Origin of the sequence: Zobellia uliginosa, assembly GCF_900156625.1 — a bacterium.
Taxonomy (GTDB): domain Bacteria; phylum Bacteroidota; class Bacteroidia; order Flavobacteriales; family Flavobacteriaceae; genus Zobellia; species Zobellia uliginosa.
Map to the genome: position 1 here is coordinate 38,037 of NZ_FTOB01000010.1, position 24,702 is coordinate 62,738.

The 24,702-nt window shown below is 45.0% G+C and carries 17 protein-coding genes and 1 other RNA gene; 4 read left to right on the plus strand and 14 right to left on the minus strand.

Going from position 1 to position 24,702, the window contains the following annotated elements; genetic code table 11:
- Window positions 1-2: 2 nt before the first annotated feature.
- Entirely contained in the window at window positions 3-1,694 is a 1,692-nt protein-coding gene (locus BW980_RS20505; RefSeq protein WP_076457031.1) for a M23 family metallopeptidase, read from the minus strand.
- Window positions 1,695-1,887: 193 nt separating this feature from the next.
- On the opposite strand from BW980_RS20505, the gene BW980_RS20510 reads away from it, so the two are divergent.
- The 4 genes from BW980_RS20510 (at window position 1,888) to rny (ending at window position 4,349) form a co-directional block, all read left to right on the plus strand.
- Complete coding sequence (locus BW980_RS20510; RefSeq protein WP_013994475.1) at window positions 1,888-2,178, plus strand: hypothetical protein; 291 nt, start codon at window positions 1,888-1,890, stop codon at window positions 2,176-2,178.
- Window positions 2,179-2,193: 15 nt separating this feature from the next.
- On the plus strand, window positions 2,194-2,490 hold the full coding sequence (locus BW980_RS20515) for a cell division protein ZapA (protein WP_013994476.1): 297 nt from the start codon (window positions 2,194-2,196) through the stop codon (window positions 2,488-2,490).
- 57 nt (window positions 2,491-2,547) lie between these two features.
- Window positions 2,548-2,658, plus strand: a non-coding RNA gene (ssrS, locus tag BW980_RS20520) — 6S RNA.
- A 122-nt stretch (window positions 2,659-2,780) separates the two neighbouring features.
- Window positions 2,781-4,349: a ribonuclease Y gene (gene rny, locus BW980_RS20525; protein WP_076457032.1), complete on the plus strand. Its 1,569-nt coding sequence runs from the start codon at window positions 2,781-2,783 to the stop codon at window positions 4,347-4,349.
- A 70-nt stretch (window positions 4,350-4,419) separates the two neighbouring features.
- Here the strand turns inward: rny and BW980_RS20530 are convergent, their stop codons facing one another.
- The 13 genes from BW980_RS20530 to BW980_RS20590 form a co-directional block, all read right to left on the minus strand.
- Window positions 4,420-5,901, minus strand: a complete 1,482-nt coding sequence (locus BW980_RS20530) for a sulfatase-like hydrolase/transferase (RefSeq protein WP_076457033.1) — start codon at window positions 5,899-5,901, stop codon at window positions 4,420-4,422.
- A gap of 46 nt (window positions 5,902-5,947) precedes the next feature.
- Entirely contained in the window at window positions 5,948-7,582 is a 1,635-nt protein-coding gene (locus BW980_RS20535; protein ID WP_083690573.1) for a sulfatase, read from the minus strand.
- A 41-nt stretch (window positions 7,583-7,623) separates the two neighbouring features.
- Window positions 7,624-9,669, minus strand: a complete 2,046-nt coding sequence (locus tag BW980_RS20540) for a glycoside hydrolase family 127 protein (protein ID WP_076457034.1) — start codon at window positions 9,667-9,669, stop codon at window positions 7,624-7,626.
- 183 nt (window positions 9,670-9,852) lie between these two features.
- Entirely contained in the window at window positions 9,853-11,823 is a 1,971-nt protein-coding gene (locus BW980_RS20545; RefSeq protein ID WP_076457035.1) for a glycoside hydrolase family 127 protein, read from the minus strand.
- Window positions 11,824-11,859: 36 nt separating this feature from the next.
- Window positions 11,860-13,440 carry a sugar porter family MFS transporter gene (locus BW980_RS20550; RefSeq protein ID WP_076457036.1) on the minus strand — a complete coding sequence of 527 codons (1,581 nt, stop codon included), beginning with the start codon at window positions 13,438-13,440 and terminating at the stop codon, window positions 11,860-11,862.
- Window positions 13,441-13,481: 41 nt separating this feature from the next.
- Window positions 13,482-15,560 (minus strand): glycoside hydrolase family 127 protein, encoded by a 2,079-nt coding sequence (locus BW980_RS20555; RefSeq protein WP_076457037.1) that lies wholly within the window; start codon window positions 15,558-15,560, stop codon window positions 13,482-13,484.
- 307 nt (window positions 15,561-15,867) lie between these two features.
- Window positions 15,868-17,952, minus strand: a complete 2,085-nt coding sequence (locus tag BW980_RS20560; protein ID WP_076457038.1) for a DUF5696 domain-containing protein — start codon at window positions 17,950-17,952, stop codon at window positions 15,868-15,870.
- 61 nt (window positions 17,953-18,013) lie between these two features.
- Window positions 18,014-18,661, minus strand: a complete 648-nt coding sequence (locus BW980_RS20565; RefSeq protein ID WP_076457039.1) for a bifunctional 4-hydroxy-2-oxoglutarate aldolase/2-dehydro-3-deoxy-phosphogluconate aldolase — start codon at window positions 18,659-18,661, stop codon at window positions 18,014-18,016.
- Window positions 18,651-19,604, minus strand: a complete 954-nt coding sequence (locus BW980_RS20570) for a 2-dehydro-3-deoxygalactonokinase (protein WP_076457040.1) — start codon at window positions 19,602-19,604, stop codon at window positions 18,651-18,653. The genes BW980_RS20565 and BW980_RS20570 overlap by 11 nt, the downstream gene beginning before the upstream one ends.
- On the minus strand, window positions 19,601-21,052 hold the full coding sequence (locus tag BW980_RS20575) for an aldehyde dehydrogenase family protein (RefSeq protein WP_076457041.1): 1,452 nt from the start codon (window positions 21,050-21,052) through the stop codon (window positions 19,601-19,603). Before BW980_RS20575 ends, BW980_RS20570 begins: the two co-directional genes overlap by 4 nt.
- A complete protein-coding gene (locus tag BW980_RS20580) occupies window positions 21,027-22,193 on the minus strand; it encodes a mandelate racemase/muconate lactonizing enzyme family protein (protein WP_076457042.1) in 1,167 nt (388 codons plus the stop codon). The genes BW980_RS20575 and BW980_RS20580 overlap by 26 nt, the downstream gene beginning before the upstream one ends.
- Window positions 22,194-22,228: 35 nt before the next feature.
- The gene (locus BW980_RS20585) at window positions 22,229-23,236 is read right to left on the minus strand and encodes an L-rhamnose/proton symporter RhaT (RefSeq protein ID WP_076457043.1); all 1,008 of its coding nucleotides are present in this window, start codon (window positions 23,234-23,236) and stop codon (window positions 22,229-22,231) included.
- A gap of 135 nt (window positions 23,237-23,371) precedes the next feature.
- Window positions 23,372-24,673, minus strand: coding sequence for a GntP family permease (locus BW980_RS20590; RefSeq protein WP_076457044.1), 1,302 nt, complete (start codon window positions 24,671-24,673; stop codon window positions 23,372-23,374).
- Window positions 24,674-24,702 lie beyond the last annotated feature (29 nt).

Consider the following 24,702-nt stretch of genomic DNA (forward strand, 5'->3'; position numbering starts at 1 on the left):
TGTCATTTTCTATAGAAAGTACTGGTAAAGGTATTGGTGTTACCCACATTGTCGGTTACGGTAACTTCAAGGTGACATTCTTTTTCGTCAAGGATGACATCGTCGAAATTATAAGTAATCGTGTTGGTTTTAGGCTCGTATTCCATTAAGATCCATTTACCGTTCAAGGTGGCCGAATAGGTGTCTATGCCACTGAGGTCATCGGTAATGCGCAGGCTAAGGTAATGGTAATTGTTCAGCCATTGTTTTTCCTTGAAATTCTTTGGTCGGATCTTTGGTGCCACTGTGTCTTTGGCCAAGGTATAGGTGCCAAGATAGCGTGTGCGCGTTGTAAAGGTGTTTCCGCGTTTGTACGTAGAGGTGTGCGATGGGCGCAATCTGCTGTCGAGCCGCGCAATGAACATTTGTTTTTTCTCGGCTTCGCTGTATTTTGAGACGTCGAAGGTTATAGTGAAATTACGGTGTGCCGGTACGCGGTTGTTGTGTATGGTTACCGTATCTTCCCCCGTCTTCAGGTCGATATAGAAATTGTCGTAAAAGGTATTTGCGGGAAAGTAGACCTTGGCGCCCCCTAAGTCGTAGTTGTTCGGTTTTTTGGCAATGACGTAGTTTTCGGTTTTTTCTTCGTCTTTGTCGATTTTTACGGGCTCGGTTTTTCCCTCTATGGGAATGATGGCCTTGGTTTCATTGCCGGCGTAATCTTTGATCAATAGCTCGACCTTGTAGCTCAACCCTTCCTTCACTTCTATTTTGCCATCGTTTTCAAGTTTGTTGTAAATGCTTAGGCGGTTACCCGGGGCCTTGTACAAGCGTTGTATACGTTGACGGTATTTTCCGTAATGATAGTAATCGATCAAGGTGTTGATATATCGGGTTTCCCCGAAAGAGAACGATTCGAAGTCGTAGTCGGTATATACTTTTCCGTTGACGAGCTGCTGAACCGAATAAACGCCGTTGTGGTTGGCCGCAAGATCTTGTCGGTCATAACCAACAAAGCCCAGGCCAATAGTCCCTGTGGCACTGACCGGGTCGGCCAGAAAAGTACCGTCTTGCTGTCGGGTAAAATTAATGGCAGTGGTGTTTTTATTTTGGTTGATCCGTGCGTCATCCGATAAGGGAAAACCATAGAGTTTCAATAGGGTAGGATTGGTAGCGTCCCTTACTTCAAATCCGTAGAGTAAAGGGTTGGTCGGTTTTTCGGAAATACTGCTTCGGATTTCAAAATGGAGGTGGGGTCCTGAAGAACCTCCGGTATTGCCGCCGTAGGCGATGATTTCACCTTTTTTGACCTTTATCTCGGCGTAGTCGGGAAAATCCTCCACTTCGTACGCTTGCTTTTTGTATTGTAGTTTTTTTACAAATTCCTGAATCTTAGGGGCAAATTTCTGTAGGTGTCCGTAAACCGAGGTGTATCCGTTCGGATGGGCTATGTAGAGTACCTTTCCGTAGCCCCAAAGGGAAACCTTGATACGGGTTACACTGCCATCGGCAACCGCATAAATAGGTAAGCCCTCGCGTTGCTGGGTCTTGATGTCGATACCTGAATGGAAATGGTTCGAACGCAACTCCCCAAAGGTACCCGCGAGTACCATGGGAATATCAACGGGCGAACGGAACGCATCTTGTGGATACTTTTCCTGGGAAAAGCCAAAAACAAAAAATAAAAATGAAAGACCGACAAAAAGTTTTCTCATAGTTCTTTAGAAAGAGATACGAAATTAGCCAAACGATTTGAATTCTTGAAAATATCGAGGCCCAAAAATAACGTTAGGTGTTTCAACAACGTTTTTTAACGCGTTAAAGTATTACTTTAAGAATAATTGAAAAAAGTATTGCTAGGTAAGGGCAGGTATGTTAACTTTGTGTAAAATGCATTGCGTTTGATTTATGAGTGAATTGGTCAAAGTTGTCGACTCTTTAGAGAATAAAATAAGCAAGCTTTTGCATAAGTTGGAGGTGCTGAACCAAGCCAACGCCAAATTGCAGGAAGAGATTGCCGTACTGAAGGAAGATAAAGACCACGTGTTGAATTCGGTTTCCGTTTGGGAAGAAAAATACAACTCGTTGAAACTTGCAAACTCAATGCTTGGCAGTAATACAAATAAAACTGAAGCTAAGCTTAAAATAAACACATTGATCAGGGAGTTGGACTATTGTATAGCGCAGCTTTCGGAATAATGTTCAAAAGATAAAATGTCAGAAAAGCTAAAAATAAAGCTTTCTATTGCCGATAGGGTGTACCCTTTGACGATTGACCCAAGCCAAGAAGAAGGCTTGAGAAAGGCGGCGAAGAACATCGAGCAATTGGCGAAAAAGTTTGAACAGAGTTATGCCGTAAGAGATAAGCAAGATGTATTGGCCATGTGTGCCCTGCAGTTTGCCTCTAAAATTGAGCAACGCGGTATCGATCAATCGGAAGGGACCCAAAATGCGACCGAGCGCCTTAAAGCGTTGGACGAATTGATAACTTCAAAGCTTGGCGTCAAATAAAAAACGTTCTTTAAAATAACATAAGTTACTGCCCACATTGGTATTACCTTTTGACAAACTCAACATTAATTTTGTTTAAAAAGGGTGAGTTTAGATTGTAAAAGCAGGCCCTACCCGTATAGGGATCCTTGATCAGTCTTGTAGCCCTAAACCTGTTTATTGGAGTTTGTACAAAACTTCGCTAATGTGGGCTTTTTTTATGAATTGGTTTGAGCGGCCACGGTCGGTACCCCCATTCTTTACGTACCACTTTGAACGCTTAGGTCGATTCGAACCTAAATATTTGATATATGGATAGTGCAACACTTATAATAGCCGGTATTATCGGCCTAGCAATTGGCTTTGCCATTGCAAAATTTATGGAAAAGGGCAAAGCCTCAAAAACCCTTTTAAACGCCAAGAACGAGGCTAACTCTATAATTAATGCCGCCAAAGTAGAAGGTGAGAACATTAAGAAAGATAAAATCTTTCAGGCCAAGGAAAAGTTCTTGGAGCTTAAGGCCGAGCATGAAAAGGTAATTATCGGCAAGGACAAAAAAATCGGGGAAGCCGAAAAACGTACACGTGACAAAGAGTCGCAAGTAAGTAACGAATTGGCCCGAAGCAAGAAATTGAACAGTCAGCTCGATAGTAAATTGAAGGAAGTCGCCCATAAGGAAGAGTATCTTGAAAAGAAACAAAACGAACTGGAAAAGCTTCATAAGAACCAGGTACAGCAGCTAGAGGTTATTTCAGGGCTTTCGGCAGATGATGCCAAAGGGCAGTTGATGGAGTCCTTGAAGGAAACGGCAAAGACCGATGCTATGGCCTATATCCAAACTACTGTGGAAGAGGCCAAATTAACCGCACAGCAAGAGGCCAAGAAAATCGTAATCAATACCATACAACGTATCGGTACGGAAGAGGCCGTAGAGAATTGCGTTTCGGTTTTTAACCTTGAATCCGACGATGTAAAAGGTAGGATTATCGGTCGGGAAGGGCGAAACATTCGTGCTCTTGAATCGGCCACTGGTGTTGAAATTATTGTAGACGATACACCGGAAGCTATTATTCTTTCCTGTTTTGATTCGGTCCGTCGCGAAGTAGCACGCCTTTCGTTGCACAAATTGGTAACGGACGGTAGGATACATCCGGCTCGAATCGAGGAAATTGTTAAAAAGACAGAGAAACAGATCGAACAGGAAATCGTTGAGGTCGGTAAACGTACCGTAATCGATTTGGGTATTCATGGTCTGCACCCTGAATTGGTCCGCGCTATAGGTCGAATGAAATACCGTTCGTCTTATGGCCAAAACCTATTGCAACACTCTAGGGAGGTTGCCAAATTATGTGGTGTAATGGCCGCCGAACTTGGGTTGAATCCCAAATTGGCTAAACGTGCAGGACTTTTACACGATATAGGTAAAGTGCCGAATACCGAAGCGGAAGTAGAAACCCCGCATGCTATTTTAGGGATGCAGTGGGCCGAGAAATATGGCGAAAAACCAGATGTCTGCAACGCTATCGGGGCTCACCATGATGAAATTGAAATGAAGACGCTTATTGCGCCCATCGTTCAGGTCTGTGATGCTATTAGCGGTGCAAGGCCAGGTGCTCGTAGACAAGTGTTGGATTCGTACATTCAACGTCTAAAAGATCTTGAGGAAGTGGCCTTCAGTTTTGGTGGGGTTCAAAAAGCCTACGCTATTCAAGCGGGTCGTGAACTAAGGGTGATTGTCGAAAGCGAAAAGGTGAACGACGAAAAAGCGGCACAGTTGTCTTTTGAGATTTCACAGAAAATACAGACCGATATGACCTATCCGGGTCAGGTAAAGGTTACCGTAATTCGGGAAACCCGTTCGGTAAACGTAGCAAAGTAACATACCGTATACTTTATAATAGAAAGGGCCCCGTACATACGAGGCCCTTTTCGTTTGGTAATTATAATTTTTATTTGTGATAAGGACTGTCAACTAGTTTGTCTACTTCAAAAGTAGCCTCATAATTCGGCATTTGGCCGCTCTCCCAGAGTTCCTTGTCCTTTACCGAATAAACCCATAGCGGTCTTACGAAGCTTTTGGTCCACTCCCGGGTCTTGGCTATCATTTCCTTTAAGCGGTCGGGGTATCGGCCCGCTAGGTTCTTCTTTTCGCCTATATCTTGGGTGATGTTGTGTAGTCGCCAAGGTTCGTTGCCCATACGTGTAATTTTCCAATCGCCCATTCGGGCGCCCACATCGTTATAGCCCTCGCGGTAGCGCAATGAATAGATCATTTCATCTTTATAGGGTTCGGTGTTTTTTAAGACATCGTCCATGATATTTTTACCGTCAAGTAGCTTTCCTTTCGGAAGTTTTGCCTCGGCAAGGTCCGTAAAGGTAGGGTAGAGGTCAAGGGAGGAAACGGGGAAATCGAAACGCTGGTCTTTTTTGATTTTTTTGGGCCAATGAAAGAACATGGGCACACGATAGCCACCTTCCCAAGTATCTCCTTTGGTGCCTTTTAGGGGATAGTTGTTGGCACCGTGATCAAAATTTCCTCCGTTATCACTCAAAAATACAATAAGGGTGTTGTCAAATTGCTTCGTTTCTTTTAAGGCCTGAACAATTTTGCCGACACCGCGGTCTACGGCATATACCATTGCAGCATAGGTTCTTCGGTCTTTGTCCTCTATATGGGCGAATTTGGCCACGTCCGCGGCCTTGGCCTGAAGTGGAACGTGGGGGGCGTTGTAGGCAAGATATATAAAGAAGGGTTGTTTTTTTGCCGCGGCAATTTTGATGTTTTTGATGGCTTCCCGCGAAAAACCGTCGGTAATGTATTCCGTTTCATTGGCGGGCTTCCCATTGTGTTCCATGGGAAAAACATAATCCCTGATATTTAGATTGCCGGCTTTCTTTTGCGCTGTATAGGTCTTTTGGTACTCGGAAGGAAAATAGTCATGCCCTCCTCCCAAAAAACCATAAAAATCATCGAACCCTCTTTTGTTGGGGTGGAATTTAGGGGCGGCACCTAAGTGCCATTTACCGATGGCACTTGTATAGTAACCGGCGTTTTGAAGTACTTTGGACATATAGGTCTCTTCAACGGGAACGCCCATATTGTCTTTGTCATCATCACTACTATTGTGAAAAAGGTTGTAGGGCGTACCGGTGAGGTGTGGATATCGCCCGGTTAAAATGGCGGAACGACTAGGGCCACAGAAAGGATGGGCCACGTAGGCCGATGTAAAAATGGTGCCATTTTGCGCCAAGTTATCCAGTTCGGGCGTAACGATATCGGTAGAACCGTTAAAACCAACGTCGGCATAACCGAGGTCGTCACATAAGACCACAAGGATGTTCGGACGCGTTTCTTGCGCCAGTCCGATGCTCGTAACGGACAGGGCAACAGCGTAAAGAAACAGTTTAAAATGATTAAAGTGAATTGCCATAACTGTAAATTTTAATATGTGTTTAAATGATGTTTTTCCTCTTTCATTAGTTGAGGGAATGATGCTCTTTTTCTTTTTTGAATTGGGCCAATAGGCGTGCTACAAGTTGAGGGTGACTAGAGGCGATGTTTATCGTTTCCCCGGGATCCTTTCTGTGGTCGTAGAGTTCAATATAAAGGGGTGACGCTTGCGGTAGTGTACGGTCTTTCCAGACAATAAAGCGATATTGGTCGGTACGCATGGCGTACCCCATTATTTTGTTTTCAAACAGGTTTCGGTCCCATTTCTCCTTTTGTTGCGTTTTGATCTTTAATTCCACCTCTTCTAGTAAGGGACCAAAGTAGGTTTCCCGCATGGCGGGCCGTAATGGGTATGAGCCCCATTCCCGTAAGGCGGGCGAGGGAAATTGACTGAATGCCGCTGTTTTCCAGTCTTGTTCCGGGTGCTTTAAAAGGGGGGTAAAACTTTGCCCATCTAGGTGTTCGGGTTTTTCGATTTGGGCGAGTTCACAAAGGGTAGGGTACATATCGATTAATTCTACCAGTGCTTCCGTTTGGGCACCTCTATTGCTGTCGGGCATATCAGGGGTCCAAATCATCAGTGGCACCCTTGTCGCTATTTCGTAATTAGTGGCCTTTCCCCAAATACCCATATCGCCTAAATGCCAACCGTGGTCGCTCCAAACAATGATGATGGTATTATCGCGTATGCCGGCTTCTTCCAGGGCTTGTATGGCGCGGCCGATCTGTGCATCTACATAGCTGATACAAGCGAGGTAGGCGTGTTTTAAGGTTCGGGAAAGCTCAGGAGGTAGTTTTCCTGTTTTCGGTATGCCTGAACGGACCCGTAACTCAAATGAGGGGTGAAGCCCCATGGCAGCCCCATCTTTTGGGGGAGTACTGTCAGAAGCCATCGGGATCTTGCTTTCATCGTATAGGTCCCAATACTTTTTAGGAGCCACCCAATTGAGATGAGGTTTGTGAAACCCGAGTCCTAAAAAAAATGGTCGATCTTGGTTTTTGGCCATCTGCTTTATATCGGCAATGGCCAAGTCGGTATTATAGCCATCGGCGTAGGTATTATCGGGAACATCGGCAGATTCGTATGCGGGTCCCATAGCCAAACCATATTTGGCCACATCACCATATTTTGAGAACATTTCCTTTCGGGTTTCTCTTTGTAAGCGTTGGTTTTCAGAAAGGGCAAAACCGACTACCGATTTGGGTTTTGGCCCCGGTATGCGGCTCCATGATAAAGAATCGTCTAAATCACCATGATGGAATATCTTACCGTAATAGACCGATTCGTACCCATTGTTTTTAAAGTGTTGTGGTAAGGTAACAATATCGGGATGCAGCTCTCGTATTTTCAAATAGTTGTGGAAAATACCACTGGTCTCTGGCCTCAGTCCCGTAAGAACGCTGGCTCGCGAAGGACCACAGATGGCTTGTTGACAATAGGCCCTGTTGAATTGTAAACCTTCGCTTGCGAGCTGGTCTAAATTGGGGCTCTGGCCTATTTCAGAGCCATATGACCCTAGTTCGGGCCTAAGGTCGTCTATGGCTATAAACAAAATATTTGGTTTCTTGCTCTCTTTTTTAGGGGTGCTGTTTTGTGCCGAGCTACAACCTACCGCTTGTCCAAGCAGAAAAATAAAAACGATAAATTTTGATAGGCTCATCTTTTTCAATCTTTTAGATTTTCATTTCCCCATATTTAAAATCAATATTGCAAAGGCAACCAAACGGACATATCATTTATCCCTCTGTTTGCCCAAGCAAAATAGGGTATCATCTTAATCGGGGTTTTCTTAAGTTCGGTTTTTATCAATGGCTTGTATAATTGCTTTGACCAGTCTTCATTTGGTAATAATTTGGCTTCGCCTTCCAAGACCGTGACTCCTGATAAAAGATTGGCTTCATATTTTGGTCGAAGCTTGATATCTGAAGGAAGTACGATATCCTTGATATCGGTGCCTGTCGTTAAGTCTTTACTTTCTAAACAATACACAATAGGGCCTCGTTTTACCGCTACTTGGTTTCGGGTTTCCTCAACATTCGGGTCTGCGGTTATTAAAAGGGGAACCATGGGCAACTCAAGCTCTACTACATCGCCTTTTTTCCACTTGCGGTTGAGTTCGGCGTAGGATCCTGCCCTTGGCGATTGGTCTATCTTCTCTCCGTTCACTTTGATACTGGCACCTTCGGCCCAAGCGGGAATTCGCAGCATTAGGGCATATTCTTTTTTCTTTTTGGAATCAATGGTGATTTTGATATTTCCGTCCCAAGGGTAATTGCTCTCTTGAGTTAGTTTGATGTTACTGCCATCCGCTAAATCGGTATCAAGGACATTGCTTCCGTATAGGTTTACCCAGATGCCTTTTTCCGAAGTGCTATAGGCATAGGTGTGCATTTTGGCAATTGTACGTATGATGTTCGGAGGGCAGCAGAAAACGGACATGAATTCCCCGCGTTTGCCTTGGTCTTTGGTGTTTTGTGGATGGCCTTCAATAAAACGCAACGGGTTGGTGTAAAAGAAATGCTCGCCGTCCAAAGAGATTCCTGAAATGGCGCTGTTGTAAAAAATGAGTTCCATGATATCGGCAAAGCGGCCTTCGCCATTCATCAAGAACATACGCCAGTTCCACATGGCGTTTCCTATATTGGCACAGGTTTCGTTATACGCTTTGATATTGGGAAGTTCGTAGTCCATTCCATATGCTTCGGATACCATTGCGTGGTTTGAAGTTCCAAAATGATGAGGTCCGGTACCTCCATGTAAAGACATTTTTCGGGTGGTGACATTGGTCCAAATACGCTCTAGGGCCTCCTTTAGGGCCAGGTCTCCGGTTTCGGCATATAGATCGGCCACACCGGCATAAAGATAATTACCATGACCGGCATGGCCAACTGCTTCAGATTCTTCCCTGATGGGGGTACCTCTTTGGCTATGGTCCATGCCACGGTGGTCTGAAGGTTTTTTGGGAGCTGTACCCAGCATATCAACAAATGTTTCCGTGAGCTCGAGGTATTTTTTGTCTCCCGTGGTACGGTACATTTCTATCAGACCCATGTAGTGGGGTGGGTTCCAGTCAATGCGAGCAAGCTCAGGGGAAGGTTCTTTAAAGTGTTCGTATATATTGTCGCTCGCCTTGATAGCGATATTAAGAAAGTTCTTTTTTCCTGTAATTCTATAGTGTACGCAAGCGGCCGTCATCAGATGGCCAAAGTTGTAAAATTCGTGTGAAGGACCATTGGTATAAGGCTTTTCATCGCTTGTAAAAGGATGGGCCGATTCGTGAAGGAAACCGGCAATGCCGTGGCCGATCTGGATTTTGGTATGGATGTAACCGTCAGGGCGTTGTGCTTTGGCAATTACCGCAATAATCTCATCCATCTGTTGGTTGATCTTTTCGTCTTTGGTCATTGCGTATTCGTAGGCCAGGGCCTCGACATACTTGTAAAAGTCCCCATCGGTAAAAGACCATCCTCTAAACTCGCCTTCCTCTAAACCGGCGGCTACTTTAAAATTGGAGTAGGCATGAATGATTTCGGGGTCGTCCATGAGCCTTCCTAAATTAGGAATCATCACATCATGTGCGGTTTTTACTTTATCTGCCCAAAAGCCATCGGTCCATTGACAATCATCAATGTCAATAGTCTTTAGGTGCATGTGTGGGGTCTTGGAGTTGTTGAGTACCCCGTGTTCTTGTGCAAAGTTGGAAATGGACAACAATAGGGTACCGGCAAATACAATGGTTCTTTTCATAGTTAAGACTTCTAAAGATGAATGTTTAGTTATGTTGAGATGTTGGTTCAGGATTGTATCCCGAGTCTTACAAATAAAGCACTAAAACCAAGCTTTCTTTTTACCTCTGTTAACTGCTGTTGGCACTATTTTATCTATTTGGTTGGGTTTGGTCTGTTTTTTTGGCCTTCTAAGGGAGAGGGGCTAATCCTTCCAGATCACGGGCATGAATACGGTCATTTCGGCCTGTCCTCTATTGCTCCATGCGAAATAGGGTATCAGCTGGGTACTGTGAGGCTTCCATTCAGGTTTTTTGATTGTTCTGTAAATGCCTTCGCCCTTATCCTTGCGTATCAAAATTTCTCCTTCCAATGTGGTGATCCCCCCTAAAAAGTCGGGGCGATAAATGGGCTTTAGCTTTTTGTTCCCATTGAAATAGACATCTAGGATATCGGTATCCTTCGGTAGGTCGGGAGACTCAATGCAGTAGACTACGGGTCCGCGTTTTACGGCTATTTGGTTACGTACTTCTTCAATTCTTGGGTGGCCTTCTATAAATTCGACTTCCATGGGCATATCAAGAATGAGCACATCGCCTTTTTTCCAATTGCGTTCAAATTGGGCAAAACTTCCCGGTTCTAAAGATGTGGTTAATTCTTCACCGTTCAGCGTGAGTTTTGAATTCTTGGCCCATTTTGGAATACGCAGACTAATGGTGAAAGCCTCCGTTTTACATTCGTCAATATTCAATTTTACCCTTCCTTGCCACGGATATTCCGTTTCTTGGGAAATCTGAATAGGAGAACCGTCTTGAAGGTGGGAAACGAGATTATTGGCACCATAGAGATTTACGGTTATTCCGTTTTCCGAGAGGCTATAGGCCCACTCTGAAACTGTGGCAATGGTGCGGACCAAATTTGGAGGGCAGCAGAAACAGCTCAGATACGGTTCCCTGTTGGGAGTTTCGGTGACATTTTCATGTGCGTTGTAGTCTCTGGTATTGTTGAGCATTCGTAAGGGATTCGCGTAAAAATATTCCTTTCCGGTTACGCTGATGCCCGAAAGGGCACTGTTGTAAAGGACGAGCTCGACGATATCGGCGTATTTTGCCTCGCCGTTCAGGTTTAACATGCGATAGCTGAACATAGCGTTACATAAGTTGGCACAGGTTTCGTTATAGGCGGTCATATTGGGCATCATATAGGCATCGATAAAGCCTTCCTCTATCATATCACGATTTACCGAAGCCCCATAATGGGCCTGGCCCACGGCTCCGGTAACGTACATTTTTTGGGTCGTCACATTTTCCCATAAACGGTCTAGTGCATCAATAAGGGCTTTTTCCCCTGTTTCAGCGTAGACGTCAGCAGCGCCGGCGTAGTAGTATAAAGCAAGCACGGCATGGCCCACGGCTTCATGCGATTCGCGCAGGGGCGTGCGTTCCTGTACCATATCGCCAATGGGGTATCCCTCGGTGGTAGGGTGGTGTTTTACTTCGTATTTACCACGGTTATTGATGAACTTTTCCGCCAAGTCCAAATACTTTTTGTCGTCCACCGTACGGTACAGTTCAACCAAGCCCATTATCTGGGTCTGGTTGAAGCCAAAGCGGCCGTAATGTTTGGTGTCGGGCATAAAAATAGTGTACAATAAATCGGCATGTTTGATGGCGATATCGAGGAAATTACCTTGCCCGGTGACCCTGTGGTGAATGCAGGCGCTGATAAGCAAATGCCCGGTGTTGTACATTTCGTGGTACTTTCGGTTTTCGTAACGGTCTACGTCTTTCCGAAGCTGTACTTGGGTCTGAAGGTATCCGTCTTTTTCTTGGGCTTTAGCAATGATGTCTATGTATTGGTCCAATTCTTTTAATAACGCCTTATTTTTGGTATGGGCATACACATAGGTCTTGGCTTCCATGAATTTGTAGAAGTCACCGTCATGCCAAAACATGCCTTGGTGTTCTCCTTCCTTTTCGCCGGCCGCTATTTTAAAATTATTAAGCGCGTGGCCTACCTCCCCACACAGTACATCGCCCATGTAGGGGACCATGGCATTGGCGCAAAGTTGGAATTTATCGGCCCAAAAACCTGAGGTCCACTGGCAATCGCCGATGTTCAAACTTTTTAGTTGGGTATAAGGACTTTTCCTATTGGCGGGAGTGGCTTGTTTCATCTAGGCAAAAAATGTTTGATATTATATGTTTGATCTCTAAGTCTGTCTTTTTGGTTTGGGGGCCAAGGCCAGTTGTACTTCTTCAATGGACATGTTTTTGGTTTCCTTTAAAAAGAAATACAAAATGACCATGCCTATGGTCACTACAATGGCATAGAACAATAATGTTAAGCTAATGCCCATGGTGGCCAATTGCCAAGGGAAAAACTTCTGTACCAAATAGCTCACAAAGCTGGTGACCAAGGTGAAAAATGGTATGGCGATACCCCTGAGGGAAATCGGAAAAATTTCTGAAAACAAGACCCACATTACCGGGCCGATGGAAAAGTGAAAGGCCCCGATAAAACTCAATATGCCCAATAGAATGAGCAGGGCGTTTATATTGGCCGCTTTTTGTAAGAGTAGTCCCGAATAAGCTTTGGCGTCAGTTTCCCCGAGGGTCTCGTTGAGTGCTTTCTTAAAACTGATGTCGCTATCGAAAGGCACATCTATCAGGGGATTCAATCTTTCTGCATCGGGTATGGACGACATTTCGGAAATAGCACTTTCGGTAATGGTATAATTGGCGGTTTCAAATCCGTAATAGCAAACCCCGAGACTCAATACGATCCAGAGCATGCCCCAAATAATCATCGGTCGCCGGCCTATTCTGTCGACTAATAGTAAGCCTAAAACCGTAAAGACTACACTGGTCAGGCCAATGTAGATGGCCTGTGCAAAAGCGGCGTCGGTTCCGATACCTAATTGTTCGAACACGGTTGGTGCGTAGAAAAGAATGGCGTTTATGCCCGTTGCCTGCTGGGCTATGGCAAGGGTCATCGCAATGACCATGGTAATCCGCATCGGTCTACTGAAAATTTCTTTCAATTGCGTGAGCATGGAGCGGTCTTGGTTGCTATTCTCGATACTAGACCGCATTTCCTGAATTTTTTGCGCAATTTCATTTTGGGGCGTAACCTTTAAGAGCATTTTTTCCGCTTCGTCTTCCCTGCCTTTGTAGAGTAACCAAGCCGGTGATCGAGGGATGAAAAACAAGAGAACGAACCACAAGAGGGCAAAAATCACTTCGGTGGCCAACATCCAGCGCCAAGTATGTTGGTTAATCCCCAAGGCAGCTACCCAATGGGCATCGGAATCGGCTAGGCCAAGGATCAAATAATTGATGAAGTAGGCCGCCGATAAGCCTAGAACGATATTGATCTGGGTCATCGAGACCAATTTGCCACGCCATTTTGGAGGGGCTATTTCACCGATATACATTGAGGCCAATGAAATTGAACTAAAAGCGAGTCCGCCTAAGAAGCGTGCGGTTATAAGGGTCCAGTAGGTAGGGGCCAAAGAAGAGCATACCGCTGAAACCAGATAAAGTATAGCGGCGAACATCAGGGTGGTTCTTCGGCCGTATTTATTACAGGCATAGCCAACAAATACCAAGGCCAAGAGTACACCCATAGCGGGAGCTCCCACAACGGAGCCCAGTTCTAGGTCGGTAAGCGAGAATTCCTGTGTTATAAACTTTACCGTTCCCGATATTAATGCGGCGTCCAACCCGAAGACAAAGCCACCCATAGCTACAATGGTTGCGTACGTAAAAGCATTCTTTTTATAAGAACCCATATGATTGTTTAAGTTAAGTTATGGCCAATGGATACGGGGTCTTAATTCCAGATTACCGGCAAGAAAACCGTCATTTCGCCTTGGCCTCTATTGCTCCAAGCATAGTAAGGTATAAAATTGGTTTTAAACGATTGAAAATCGGGTGTGCTGACTTCTTGATACATCTTGCCGAGCTTATCCTTTCGGATAAGGATTTCGCCTTCAAGAGTGGTTACTCCTCCTAGAAAATCAGGTCTAAAGGTTGGGGAAAGTTTGTTTTCAGAGGAAAGGTAGACATCGGTGATATCTGTATTCTTCGGGAGGTCGGCCGACTCGATACAGTAGACTACCGGTCCCCGTTTCAAGGCTACTTGGTTGCGGACTTCTTCAATACGGGGGTGGCCTTCAATGAACTTGGTTTCCATGGGCATATCGATAGTAATTTCATCTCCGGGCTTCCATTTTCTTTCGATTTTGGAAAAGGTACCGGGTACGGCTTCGGCCACTTTTGTGCCGTTTACTTTAATATGGGTACCCTTGGCCCAACTAGGTATGCGAAGAAGAAGGTCGAAAGCATCGGCCTTGCATTCATCGATTGTAATTTTAATGGCCCCATTCCATGGGTAATCTGTTTTTTGGGTAAGCCTTATGGGGGAGCCGTCCATTAAGGTCGTATTCAATTCGTTTCCTCCGTAAAGGTTGACCGCTATACCATTTTCCGATTTGCTGTAAGCCCAGCCTGGGGATTTGGCAATGGTTCGGACTAGGTTGGGAGGACAGCAGAAGCACTTAAGATAGGGCTGTCTTTCAGGAAACTCAACGTTCATTTTGTCATAATCTAGGGCACCTTCAATTTTTCGTAGGGGATTGGAATAGTAGTAGTGTTTCCCTTCAAGACTGATGCCCGAGAGACCGCTATTGTGCAAGACAAGCTCCATAATGTCACCGTGTTTGGCATCGCCTGTTAGCGTGAGCATTCGATAGTTGAACATGGAATTACAAATGTTCGCACAAGTTTCGTTATAGGCGGTCATATTGGGCATCATGTACTCGTCGATAAAGCCTTCCTCGATTTTATCGAGACGGGAAGAACGGCCGTAATGCGTTTGACCCACGGCGCCTGTAACGTACATTTTTTTGTTGGTCACGTTGTCCCATAATCGCTCTAGGGCATCGATCAGTGCCTTTTCGCCGGTTTCGGCATATACATCGGCGGCTCCTGCATAGTAGTAAAGGGCCAGCACGGCATGGCCGACGGCCTCGGTTTCTTTGCGAAGCGGAACCCGCTCTTGTACCATATCGCCAATAGGATATCCTTTTGTGGTTTCGTCATCTTCAATTTTATAGGTGCCGCGCATATTTATAAATTGCTCGGCCAGTTCTAGGTAGCGCTTGTCTTTAGTGGTTCGGTACAATTCTACAAGGCCCATTATCTGGGTCTGATTGAAGCCAAAACGCTTTAAGTGTTCGGGTTTGGGCGAAAAAAGTTTGTATAGGTAGTCGGCATGTTTTACCGCAATGTCAAGAAAGTTGGTCTTTCCGGTCAGCCTATAATGGATACATGCACTGGTAAGGAGGTGACCGCTATTGTACAGCTCGTGGTACCTTCTATTGGTAAAGGGCTCTATGTCATCTCGAATAATGGCCGGTGTTGAGAGGTAGCCATCGTCTTGTTGGGCTTGGGCGATTACATCTATAATTTCATCCATTTCCTCAACAATTTTTTCGTCCTTGTTTACACCATAGATATACATTTTGGCTTCCATCCATTTATAGAAGTCCCCATCGTGCCACCAGAATCCTTTGTGTTCGCCCTCTTTGAGTCCGGCCGCAATTTTAAAGTTGTTGTAGCCGTGGCCGACATCCCCTTTTAGGATTTCGCCCATATGGGGTATCATCGTTTCTTCGGCAACTTTCCACTTTTCGGCCCAGAAGCCTTCGGTCCACCTACAATCACCGATGTCAATACTCTTTAGCTTGACATGTGGACTGTTCGTATTGTTGATGATGCCACTACCGGAATCAAGGTGTGATGCGTAATCGTTGGTAGTCGCTGATTCGGTTGGGGACTGTTCAACTGGGCTTTGTTTACAAGAAAGTACGCTTAGTGCAATACAGATGGATAAGCTTATGTTTTTCATAGTGGTAAATCTTTAAGGTATAGCTATGGTGTAACTCATAAATGTTTCCTTTTGCGTTTTTAGGATGCAATACAAGCTTGATGCAACCCTGAAAAGGCAAGGGGAAAATAATCGTGCATACTCAAATGGCACAGCATACAAATAAAGGCCAATTAAGAAGGATCTAATTGACAAATATTATCTTGTTGTGGCACTATTTTACCCTTATATGTTAAAGAGGTGAGTCGTAAAAGGTACTTGAGTACGAGTTCAAGGGTGTTTTATCTTGTGATTTTAGCGGGTAATGACATACCTTCAATGGTGTTTTTTATTCATCCATATGGAGGCTGACCTGAAAATGGCCAGTCTTTAGGGAGCCGTCTTTCATTTTAATTCTATACCCATAGCCCGGAATTGTAATGCCGCCTTCTATTTTTTGGGCAACGGGCCCTAGATTGGCGATTACTTCGGTGCCACTTGAAAAGCGGCTTCTTTGTACCTTATAGTCGGCACTTAAGTATTCATGGCTCTGTAGCTCTGAGAAGAAAGTTTCTTTGTGTACGGGTGCTACTAGGTCCCTGGCCATTTCTATCATGGGGCGCATGCCTTCAAATTCATAAGGGGAAAAGAAAATGGTCGTACCCCTTCCGAACAACATACTTCGCAAGGCCTTGATCCTAAAATCGCCATTGGCGGTAACCTCATTGTCGGGGTCTTGAATTTTTCCAAAATTGGCTATTGCTTCATGGTACACCAAATTGAACAGCGGGGCAGGGTGTGAGATGACCGAAAGTGGGCGGTCTTCCAAATAAGTCATTCCTTCGAACATATCAAAGTATGGGATCCATTGCTCTTGTCCGTGTTCGGTTCCGTTGACAAGGTTAAAACTATCAATGTATTTGGCCAGTTCAATACGACCTTCTTTTCCGTTTTCACGATATGCGGCAAAAGTAATATCGGTTATATCTGCCTCTAGGCCCAAGTATGAAATTTCCTTTTCAATGTTTTTCTGGGCCAACCCTTTTTGGAACTTGGGGTCAACACGTGCCCAACGGCTACCGGTATTCATCAATTTTCCTTCGGCATCGCGTTGCATAAGGTCGGTCGTAAAATTCGGGTCGTTTTCCAACATGGGCGAATAGGCGTGGTAAGACGAGTACAAATACCCGTAAGATTTAGCCAAATCTACCGCGGCCTTCAGTTTTTCAGGACCTCCCAAGGCTTCGCTAATAGGGTAGTTGTGAGGAACGAAATTCGAAAAAGTGCCCCACGCATGAACAAAGGCCTTGTCTACCTTTAAATCATCGTGAATGGTCTTTATGATGTTTTTTAATTCGTCGAAAGTAAAGGCCATACCGGGCATGTTCACGTAGTGCGGATATCCGCCGTAAATACCGAAATAAATAGCCCCGGGAAGTTTGTTGACGTTCGGGTTTCGCTTTAATTTTTCTTGGAGCGAAACAAAGTGGCCACGTGCCTTGGCCTCTTTTTGGTAAACTTTGGCCATGTCAACGTAATCGCCACCGGGAATAAAATGGTAGCTCATTCTCATTTTTCCCTTTTCTTGATCCAATTTCCAAATGGGATCAAGAAATACAATACGCTGGTAAGGAGACATTACTCCCTTGGCATTGAAAAGGTATTGTCCGTTATTGTTGATGTTGTATTGCATGTGTGGACGGGCCGAAACATCTACAATGCCTATAACCGCCGATTTTTCATTGTAGGTACCCCACCAAGGCATGGTAAGTCCCGTACCGTTGTTGAACAGTTCTAAAGAACCTTGCGATTTGTTGTTGTAGGTGGCATCGTCCCACTTGCAGAAACGTCCCCCGTTCATGGGGAAGATGTATGAAGGACAGATAACGCCCTGCTTTTGGGGAATTACCGCCGCCCCTTTGTCTTCATCGGTTTTTAAACTAAAGGCCCTGGCGGGATAACGCAGGTCGAAGAGGGTAAAATTGCCTGAACGGTGTTCCATCACTTCAACGTCTAATTGGGTGTTGTTGGGGTCTAGCCTTAACTCTGTCGCGATAGAGACGCCTTTTGCAACGGAGCCGTCTGCAAAAACCGGGTCGATAAATTTTAGGGATACCGTATTTTTTCCGGTTTTGGAAACTTCGATTTTTTTGCTCTTTGAAATATTGACGGTCTGCTTTTTTCCTTTGGGATCGCTCAGGGTCAGTAGGCCTGCGGCATGGTCCCACGGATCCGATTTCCAGAGGTGGCCAGAGATTTTTTCCGTAACCGAAAAGCAGCCCGTTTTAGAATCGACGCTGATATTCAATTTTTCGTTCTCCAAAACAATAGGGTCTGGGCTAACGGAGTCAAAGGCAAGACCTTTGAATGCGGTCAAACAGGTGATAACCAAGAGTACAAGGGTGTTTTTTGCTAATGTGCTATTGTTTTTCATCGTTGCGAATGATATGGATTGAACTTTATAATTGAGGGTCGATAGGGTTTTGGGGAAAGGCTTATTCTTTTATAAAATCACTTATTTCGTTTTTCATTTTTAAAAAGTGCTTTTCAAGGTCGGCGTAATTACCGTCATGGATCATTTTTTTGTCAAAAAGGGAACTGGCCAGACCGGCGCCAACAGCTCCTGCTTCAAAAAATGATTTTATATTTTCTACTGATACGCCTCCCGTAGGCAAAAGTTTTATTTCGTTCAGTGGGGCCAATACGTCTTTGATGTATTGAATGCCCAATTGGGTAGCTGGAAATACTTTGACCGCCGAAGCTCCCAAAGACCACGCCCTATAAATTTCGGTAGGGGTATATGCCCCTGGGAAAATGGGGATATCATGGGCTACACAATGTTTGATGACCTCTTCGTCGATAATAGGGGTTACGATAAATTGAGCCCCCGCCTCTAGGGCTACGGTCAAATCTTTCATGTTGCAAACCGTACCGGCACCTACGTTTAACTCTGGGTATTCTTTAGCCAAAGTGGCTATGGTTTGTGAGACCTCGGGTGAGTTCATGGTTATCTCAATGGTATAGTAGCCGCTACTCACATATGGAGGGATGATCTTAAGCACCTCTTCGGTAGTTAGGCCCCGTAAAATGCCGACGATGGGATTTTGATTGTATTTTTTCCAAGAAAATGAATTATTCTGCATAGGTCTCTAGTATTTTTTTTTGTCCTTTAAGTAGTGCTTTTTCCAGTATCCGTTCTTCAAAACAAATGATTTCGTCCTTTGGTAAGAACGAGGCAAGGGCTAGTTTATATAGGGTATTGTATATTCCGCTTGCAGCTAGAAAAACGGTTTCCTTCCTGCGTTGCAAATTTGTTATCTCGGCACCGATCAAAAGTCCCGATAGGTAAAAGTAATTATCATGGCCCGATATATGGTTGAGTAAGGTGTTGGCCCTGATGGAGAATAGCGATGGCATGCATTGGTTGGTAAGGCCTTTCTCTACGCCTTCCAAAAAAATGTTTTGAAAGGAAGTCTCCCATTGGGCCGGTTCAAGCGAGGCCGATAAAATGCTATGCCGACTTATGATTTCAAATAGTTCACCGGTCATAAAAGTAGTGAAGTCTTTAAAGATTCCCTTTTCAAAACGGATATGCTTGCTGTGGGTACCCGGTAATAATAAGGTTCCCGATTTGTGATGGGCGAGTTCTTCGGCCAGGCCAACCGCTTGTATTTCTTCGCCCCGCATTACGTCAGATTTGGAGGAAACACCCGAAACAAGTAGTACATTGGGCATGGAATCAAAAGGGATGAACTCACTTGACAAGTCCATTCCATCAAAGGAAAAGGGCATGGGCGCATAGCTCAACTCTTTCATTCCGATGGATGAGGAAAGCATACCCGAAGCAACAATGATCCTGTCGTTGTCTTCGGCTATGTTCAATGCTTTTAATTGTTCTTTAAGATAGGCTGCAAAAAATTGGTCCTGTTTCATTTCGGATTGGGACTTGAATTGTTGAAAACGCTTCTTTGTGCCCATATCGGTTGTATGTTCGCACAGAACATCCAAGGTGTCGGTATCTACCCAACGCAATCTGAAATTAGAGGTACCCCAATCACAGCTAATAAAATTTTTTGGTAATTTCATTGGCGTAGTAAGGCTTTGGTTACTCTTTTTTTCGCAAGATAGTCATCTAGGGCATAAGTAGAGCAGTCGACACCGATACCGCTATTCTTCACCCCACCATGGGGTAGGTATATGTCGTATTTTACGCCGTTCAGTTGTACTTCCCCGAATTCTAGGCGGTTCGCAAAGAAATCAAGGGTTTCGTTATTCTTTGAAAAGACATAAGAAGCTAGTCCCGCATCGGTATTATTGGCCAAAACAATAACTTCTTCTTTTGTTTTAAATGGAACAATGAGGGCTACAGGGCCGAAAATTTCATGCTGAAGTACTTCGACTTCGTTGTGGTCGAAAGTAATTACGGTAGGTTCAAAATAATAACCCGTGCCGTCTATAGCCTTTCCTCCATAGCGTAATTTACCTCCTTGTTCAATGGCTTTATTTACGATATGCTCTACTTTTTTTACCGAAGCTTTATTTGCTAAAGGTCCCATGTCGGGCTGGTTTTCGCGGCCAAAGCCTACTTTGGTACCACTAAATTTTTCTACCAGGCCCGCGGTAAAGTCCTCTAAAAGCGATTCGTGAACAAAAAAGCGGTTAGGTGCCACGCATATTTGACCGCTATTCCCTGTTTTTAGGGCTGCCCCGATATTTATGGCGAGTTCTAGGTCGGCATCGTGACAAACGATGAAGGGGGCGTTTCCGCCACATTCCATACTGTATCTTTTGATCGAGGTTTTTGCACTTTGCGCAATAAGTTTTTGTGCGGTCTCGGTAGAACCTATCATTGTGATGAGTCGGGGTATGGTACTTTCGCATAGCGGAATACCTACCTCATTGACATCGCCACAAAGCACGGTTATTACCCCTGGCGGGAAATTGATTTCTTCGCAAAGCTCTCCGATAAGATATGCCGATAGGGGAGAGAATTCAGAGGGTTTTAGAATAATGCTCGAACCGGAAGCCAAGGCCGGGCCTAGTTTAAACCCAAGGTTGAGCAAGGGGAAGTTGTAGGCTAAAAATGCGACGGCAACCCCTAGGGGCTGTGATATAAAATGGTGTTCGTGCGTGCCCTCTTTGTCCTCAAGGGGAATGTCGGAACGTTTCTTGATTTCTTCCGAATAGTATTTTAGTGAATTGGTAATACTGGTGAGGTCTTCTTCGGTGCCTTCCCAGGTCTTGCCCATTTCATACATGATACTTTCCCGTAAACGGTCTTGGTTCTCTAGAATTTTATTCCTGAGCTTATCGATCCAATCCAAACGTTCGTTCAGGGGTAGGGCCGACCAGGTATTGAATCCTCTTTGTGCACTGTCAAGGGCCCTTTCGGTATCTTGGCGACTGGCCCAGGCAATTGTAGCGGTGGGTTTTTCGTCGGCGGGACAAATTACCTCAAAAATTTTGTTGTCGGAGGCTTCTACAAGCTTTCCATCTATATATAGTTTTTTATGACCGAATTTTAGTTGCTCCATCTTTGTGTATTTCTTTATCTAAATAGTGTTCTAGTTTATCCATATCGACATCAACGCCTAAACCGGGAGTGCATGGTACTTCCAAATGGCCGTTTTCCAATTTGATCTTATGGAGTGTAACCTCGTCTCGCAGGGCGTTTTCGGTTCTGTCAAGTTCCATGGTGGGTAAGTCGTTGTACATTCTCCCCGGGTTTTTATCAAGGTTGGCCACTAAGTGTACAGCGGCACTAATGGCGATCCATGTACCCCAAGTATGTGGAACCAGGTCAATGTTATAAGTCTGGGCCAGGGTTGCTATTTTCTTGACTTCCGTAAGTCCACCCGCGGCACAGATGTCGGGTTGGGCGATGTCTACGCAATCTTTATCGAAAAGACGTTTAAAGCCATATTTTAAATATTCGCATTCGCCGCCCGATATGGGTATGGTCGTATTTTGCCTCAATCGTTTATAGCCGTCGTAATCTTCGGGTGACACGGGTTCTTCAAACCACGAAATATCGAATTTCTCGGCTTTTCTGGCCAGTTCTATGGCTTCCTTATAGCAATAGGCATGATTGGAATCGATCATTAATCGCATATCGGGACCAATGGCCTTGCGAATCGCGGCAATATATTTGAGGTCTTGTTCTATGCCCAGGCCTACTTTCATTTTTGTGGCCTTGAACCCTTGAGATTTGTACAATAAAGCCTCTTCGACCAGTAGCTCTTCAAGGTTTTCGGTTCGGGTAAAATAGAGGCCCGTCGCGTATGGTTCTATAATTGGGTTTTTGACCCCGCCCAAAAGGACGGATACAGGTAGATTCAGCAATTTGCCCTTGATGTCCCACAAGGCTACATCGATAGCACTGATGGCGGCTTGAAGCACACCGCTTCTCGCGTAATCCATAGATCGTCTGTACATCTCCTGCCATAAGACCTCATGCCCCATAGCTTCCTTTCCCAGTAGGAAGGGGGTAAAGAAATCGATTCCGGATTTAATGACCGCGGCAGGTCCATAGCCTTCTCCCCATCCATAGGTGCCATCATCTAAGGTAACCTTCACGATACATATTTTTCGAGTGTCGTACTGCCATTGCGAAAAATAGAAAGGCGTGTCTAGTTTATGGCTGATGACATAGGGTTCTATCTTTTTGATTTTCATAATTTAAAAGGCTTATAGTTAATGAAATGCTTGGTTTAATAGTTGGCGTAACCTAAGATACATATGGCAACGATGAGAACGGCAAGACCGCTCAATAAAATTTTGAAGGGTCTGTCCGCGTTTTTCCATTCGCCTTCCCTATAGCCCCAAATATTGCTGATGATCAAGGCCAAGCCTAAAAGAATGGGCCAGCCTACCACAGGACCTAGGTTTCCCATCAGGGCGGCACCTTGTCCGTATACACCAAGGGCGGCGAACCAGAAAATGCCCGCTAAAATTGCCCAGCCAAGGGCTTTACGCTTGTTAGGCACCCGGTAGGCATTCCACGATTTATTCTTGATAAATAGATAGAGCGCATAGCCGCCGTTCATGGCAAAGGCGCCTAAGAGCACGACGACCCAAGAGGCCAAGCTCGCATTTTGGGCGTCTACCCCATATTGTGTCACGGCAACACTGGCTACCGGTGCGGCATTGGAAAAACCAATATTCAAAAATGCGGAAAGTACCCCTGATGCCACGGCGATCAGTACTCCCAGTTTTATAGATTTACTTGTAGTGGAGGAATTGCTGTGGAGCTTGTCCCTTTGTACCCCGGCCACGGCCGTAATGGCGACTCCTACGAGAAGAAGGGCTACGCCCAACATGATTATGGGAAAGGAGGGCTGTTCAAATGCGCCTTCAATCTGGAAAAGCGGAATGATCGAACCCACCGATGCGGCAAGGCCCATTACAATACCGTAAGTTATCGATATGCCGGTTTTTTCTACACTTACCCCAAAGAGAATACCCCCGATACCCCAGAGAAAGCCATAAAATGCGGCCAAGAACAAGGTGTTGCCCTCGGTTTGTGAAATAATCTCAAAAAGGTTCGGTATAACTATTAGGGCCCATAGTATAGGAAACAATAGCATAGCCGTGAAGGCGTGAACCAACCACCATGCTTCCCATTTCAGGGGAGCTATATGCTTCATGCCCAATCCGAAGGTTCCTTGAAAAAAACTCGCGAATACGATTAAAACGATAGCCAAAATATAGGTGTCCATGTATGGTTTTGTTTGATGTTTACAAATAAAAAAGTGAGGTAGAACGGTTAAGACCTTCAAGTGATACAAAGAAAAATCAATAAGAAGCAGGTAGATTGGCCAATTTTACCTTAGTATGACATTATTTTATCCGTGTTATAACTCACTCAAATAATATAATGCCAGAACCAATAATCCACCACTTAAGGCTACTACGCCCGATAACAGGCTGAACGATTTTAACAATCGGGACACGGAAACGTCGTGGACTTCCTTGAACAACCAGAAAAAGCTGCTGTTCACATGGATGACCCCTAGGGAACCGGCGCCAATAGCGGCTGCGGTAAAGGTAGGGTGCAGTGTTCCGTTGGAAACCAAGGGGGCTACAATGGAGGCCGTGGTTATAAGGGAGACGGTAATGGAACCCGTAACCGTGGTGAACAATAGGCTCAATAAAAAGGGAATGACAATGCCCATGGCCGCAATATCCCCCATGTCGGAAAACATGGAGCCTACAATTTCAGTGTCTTTTATGACCTGGCCAAAGGCCCCTCCCGTTCCGGTAATAAGAATAACAATGGCCGATTTTTCTCCCGATGATTGAAAATAGGAGTTCAATAGGGTAGAAAAGTTTTTCTTTGGCAATAGGGGTAGGGCAAATAGAACCCCTATAAGAAGGGCCCATACAGGGTTTTTAATGAAAGATATGATTTCGTTTTCGAAGGGGTAAATAGTGCCTATGGACATCAAGAACAAGGGAACTAATAAGGCTGCAAACGGAAGGATCCGCTTAGGACCCTTTAGTAGGGCGACCGGAGCGGCTTCCGCTTCGGTTTGTGAAAGGGTATCAAGACTGAGGTTCTTCTTGTTGAACCGAATAAATATCAAGCCCCCGATGATGGCGGCTATGGCCACGGCTATGTTTATCGGAATCATTTCGCCGATATTGATTTCGAGAATGGCGGCCACGGCAAGCGGACCTGGGGTAGGGGGGATTAAGGCATGGGCAACGGTTAGACTTATGGCCAATGATAGGCCCAGTGTAAGCACCGAATGGCCTGATTTTTTCGACAGAACGAATATGGTGGGCAACAAGGTCAGGTAAGCAACATCCATAAAAACGGGAATGCCTATCAGAAAACCAATAACCGCCATGCTTAGGGGGAGGTATTTGGTGCCAAAAAGACCAATGATACTATTGGCGATCACATCGGCCCCGCCTGTTCGTGCGAGAATTTCACCTAATAGCGTGCCGAACAAAATAATCAGTCCGATCCACTTCAGGGTATTCCCGAAACCGCTGAGCAGACTTTCGGTAACGACTTCTACCGAACTCCCCGTAGCCAAGCCCAAAATAAGGCCGCAAACCAAAAGGGCCGGTATGGGATGGACCTTAAACACGGTAACGGCAACAATCAGTAAGATGATGCAAAAAAGTAAGAACAATAAACTGGTCACTCGTTGGTATTTAAGTTAGGTCGCTTTTT

Excerpts from the sequence above, each read along its gene's own strand:
- BW980_RS20505 (WP_076457031.1), bottom strand. The coding sequence starts at position 1,694 with ATGAGAAAACTTTTTGTCGGTCTTTCATTTTTATTTTTTGTTTTTGGC.
- BW980_RS20510 (WP_013994475.1), top strand. The coding sequence starts at position 1,888 with ATGAGTGAATTGGTCAAAGTTGTCGACTCTTTAGAGAATAAAATAAGC.
- BW980_RS20515 (WP_013994476.1), top strand. The coding sequence starts at position 2,194 with ATGTCAGAAAAGCTAAAAATAAAGCTTTCTATTGCCGATAGGGTGTAC.
- rny (WP_076457032.1), top strand. The coding sequence starts at position 2,781 with ATGGATAGTGCAACACTTATAATAGCCGGTATTATCGGCCTAGCAATT.
- BW980_RS20530 (WP_076457033.1), bottom strand. The coding sequence starts at position 5,901 with ATGGCAATTCACTTTAATCATTTTAAACTGTTTCTTTACGCTGTTGCC.
- BW980_RS20535 (WP_083690573.1), bottom strand. The coding sequence starts at position 7,582 with ATGAGCCTATCAAAATTTATCGTTTTTATTTTTCTGCTTGGACAAGCG.
- BW980_RS20540 (WP_076457034.1), bottom strand. The coding sequence starts at position 9,669 with ATGAAAAGAACCATTGTATTTGCCGGTACCCTATTGTTGTCCATTTCC.
- BW980_RS20545 (WP_076457035.1), bottom strand. The coding sequence starts at position 11,823 with ATGAAACAAGCCACTCCCGCCAATAGGAAAAGTCCTTATACCCAACTA.
- BW980_RS20550 (WP_076457036.1), bottom strand. The coding sequence starts at position 13,440 with ATGGGTTCTTATAAAAAGAATGCTTTTACGTACGCAACCATTGTAGCT.
- BW980_RS20555 (WP_076457037.1), bottom strand. The coding sequence starts at position 15,560 with ATGAAAAACATAAGCTTATCCATCTGTATTGCACTAAGCGTACTTTCT.
- BW980_RS20560 (WP_076457038.1), bottom strand. The coding sequence starts at position 17,952 with ATGAAAAACAATAGCACATTAGCAAAAAACACCCTTGTACTCTTGGTT.
- BW980_RS20565 (WP_076457039.1), bottom strand. The coding sequence starts at position 18,661 with ATGCAGAATAATTCATTTTCTTGGAAAAAATACAATCAAAATCCCATC.
- BW980_RS20570 (WP_076457040.1), bottom strand. The coding sequence starts at position 19,604 with ATGAAATTACCAAAAAATTTTATTAGCTGTGATTGGGGTACCTCTAAT.
- BW980_RS20575 (WP_076457041.1), bottom strand. The coding sequence starts at position 21,052 with ATGGAGCAACTAAAATTCGGTCATAAAAAACTATATATAGATGGAAAG.
- BW980_RS20580 (WP_076457042.1), bottom strand. The coding sequence starts at position 22,193 with ATGAAAATCAAAAAGATAGAACCCTATGTCATCAGCCATAAACTAGAC.
- BW980_RS20585 (WP_076457043.1), bottom strand. The coding sequence starts at position 23,236 with ATGGACACCTATATTTTGGCTATCGTTTTAATCGTATTCGCGAGTTTT.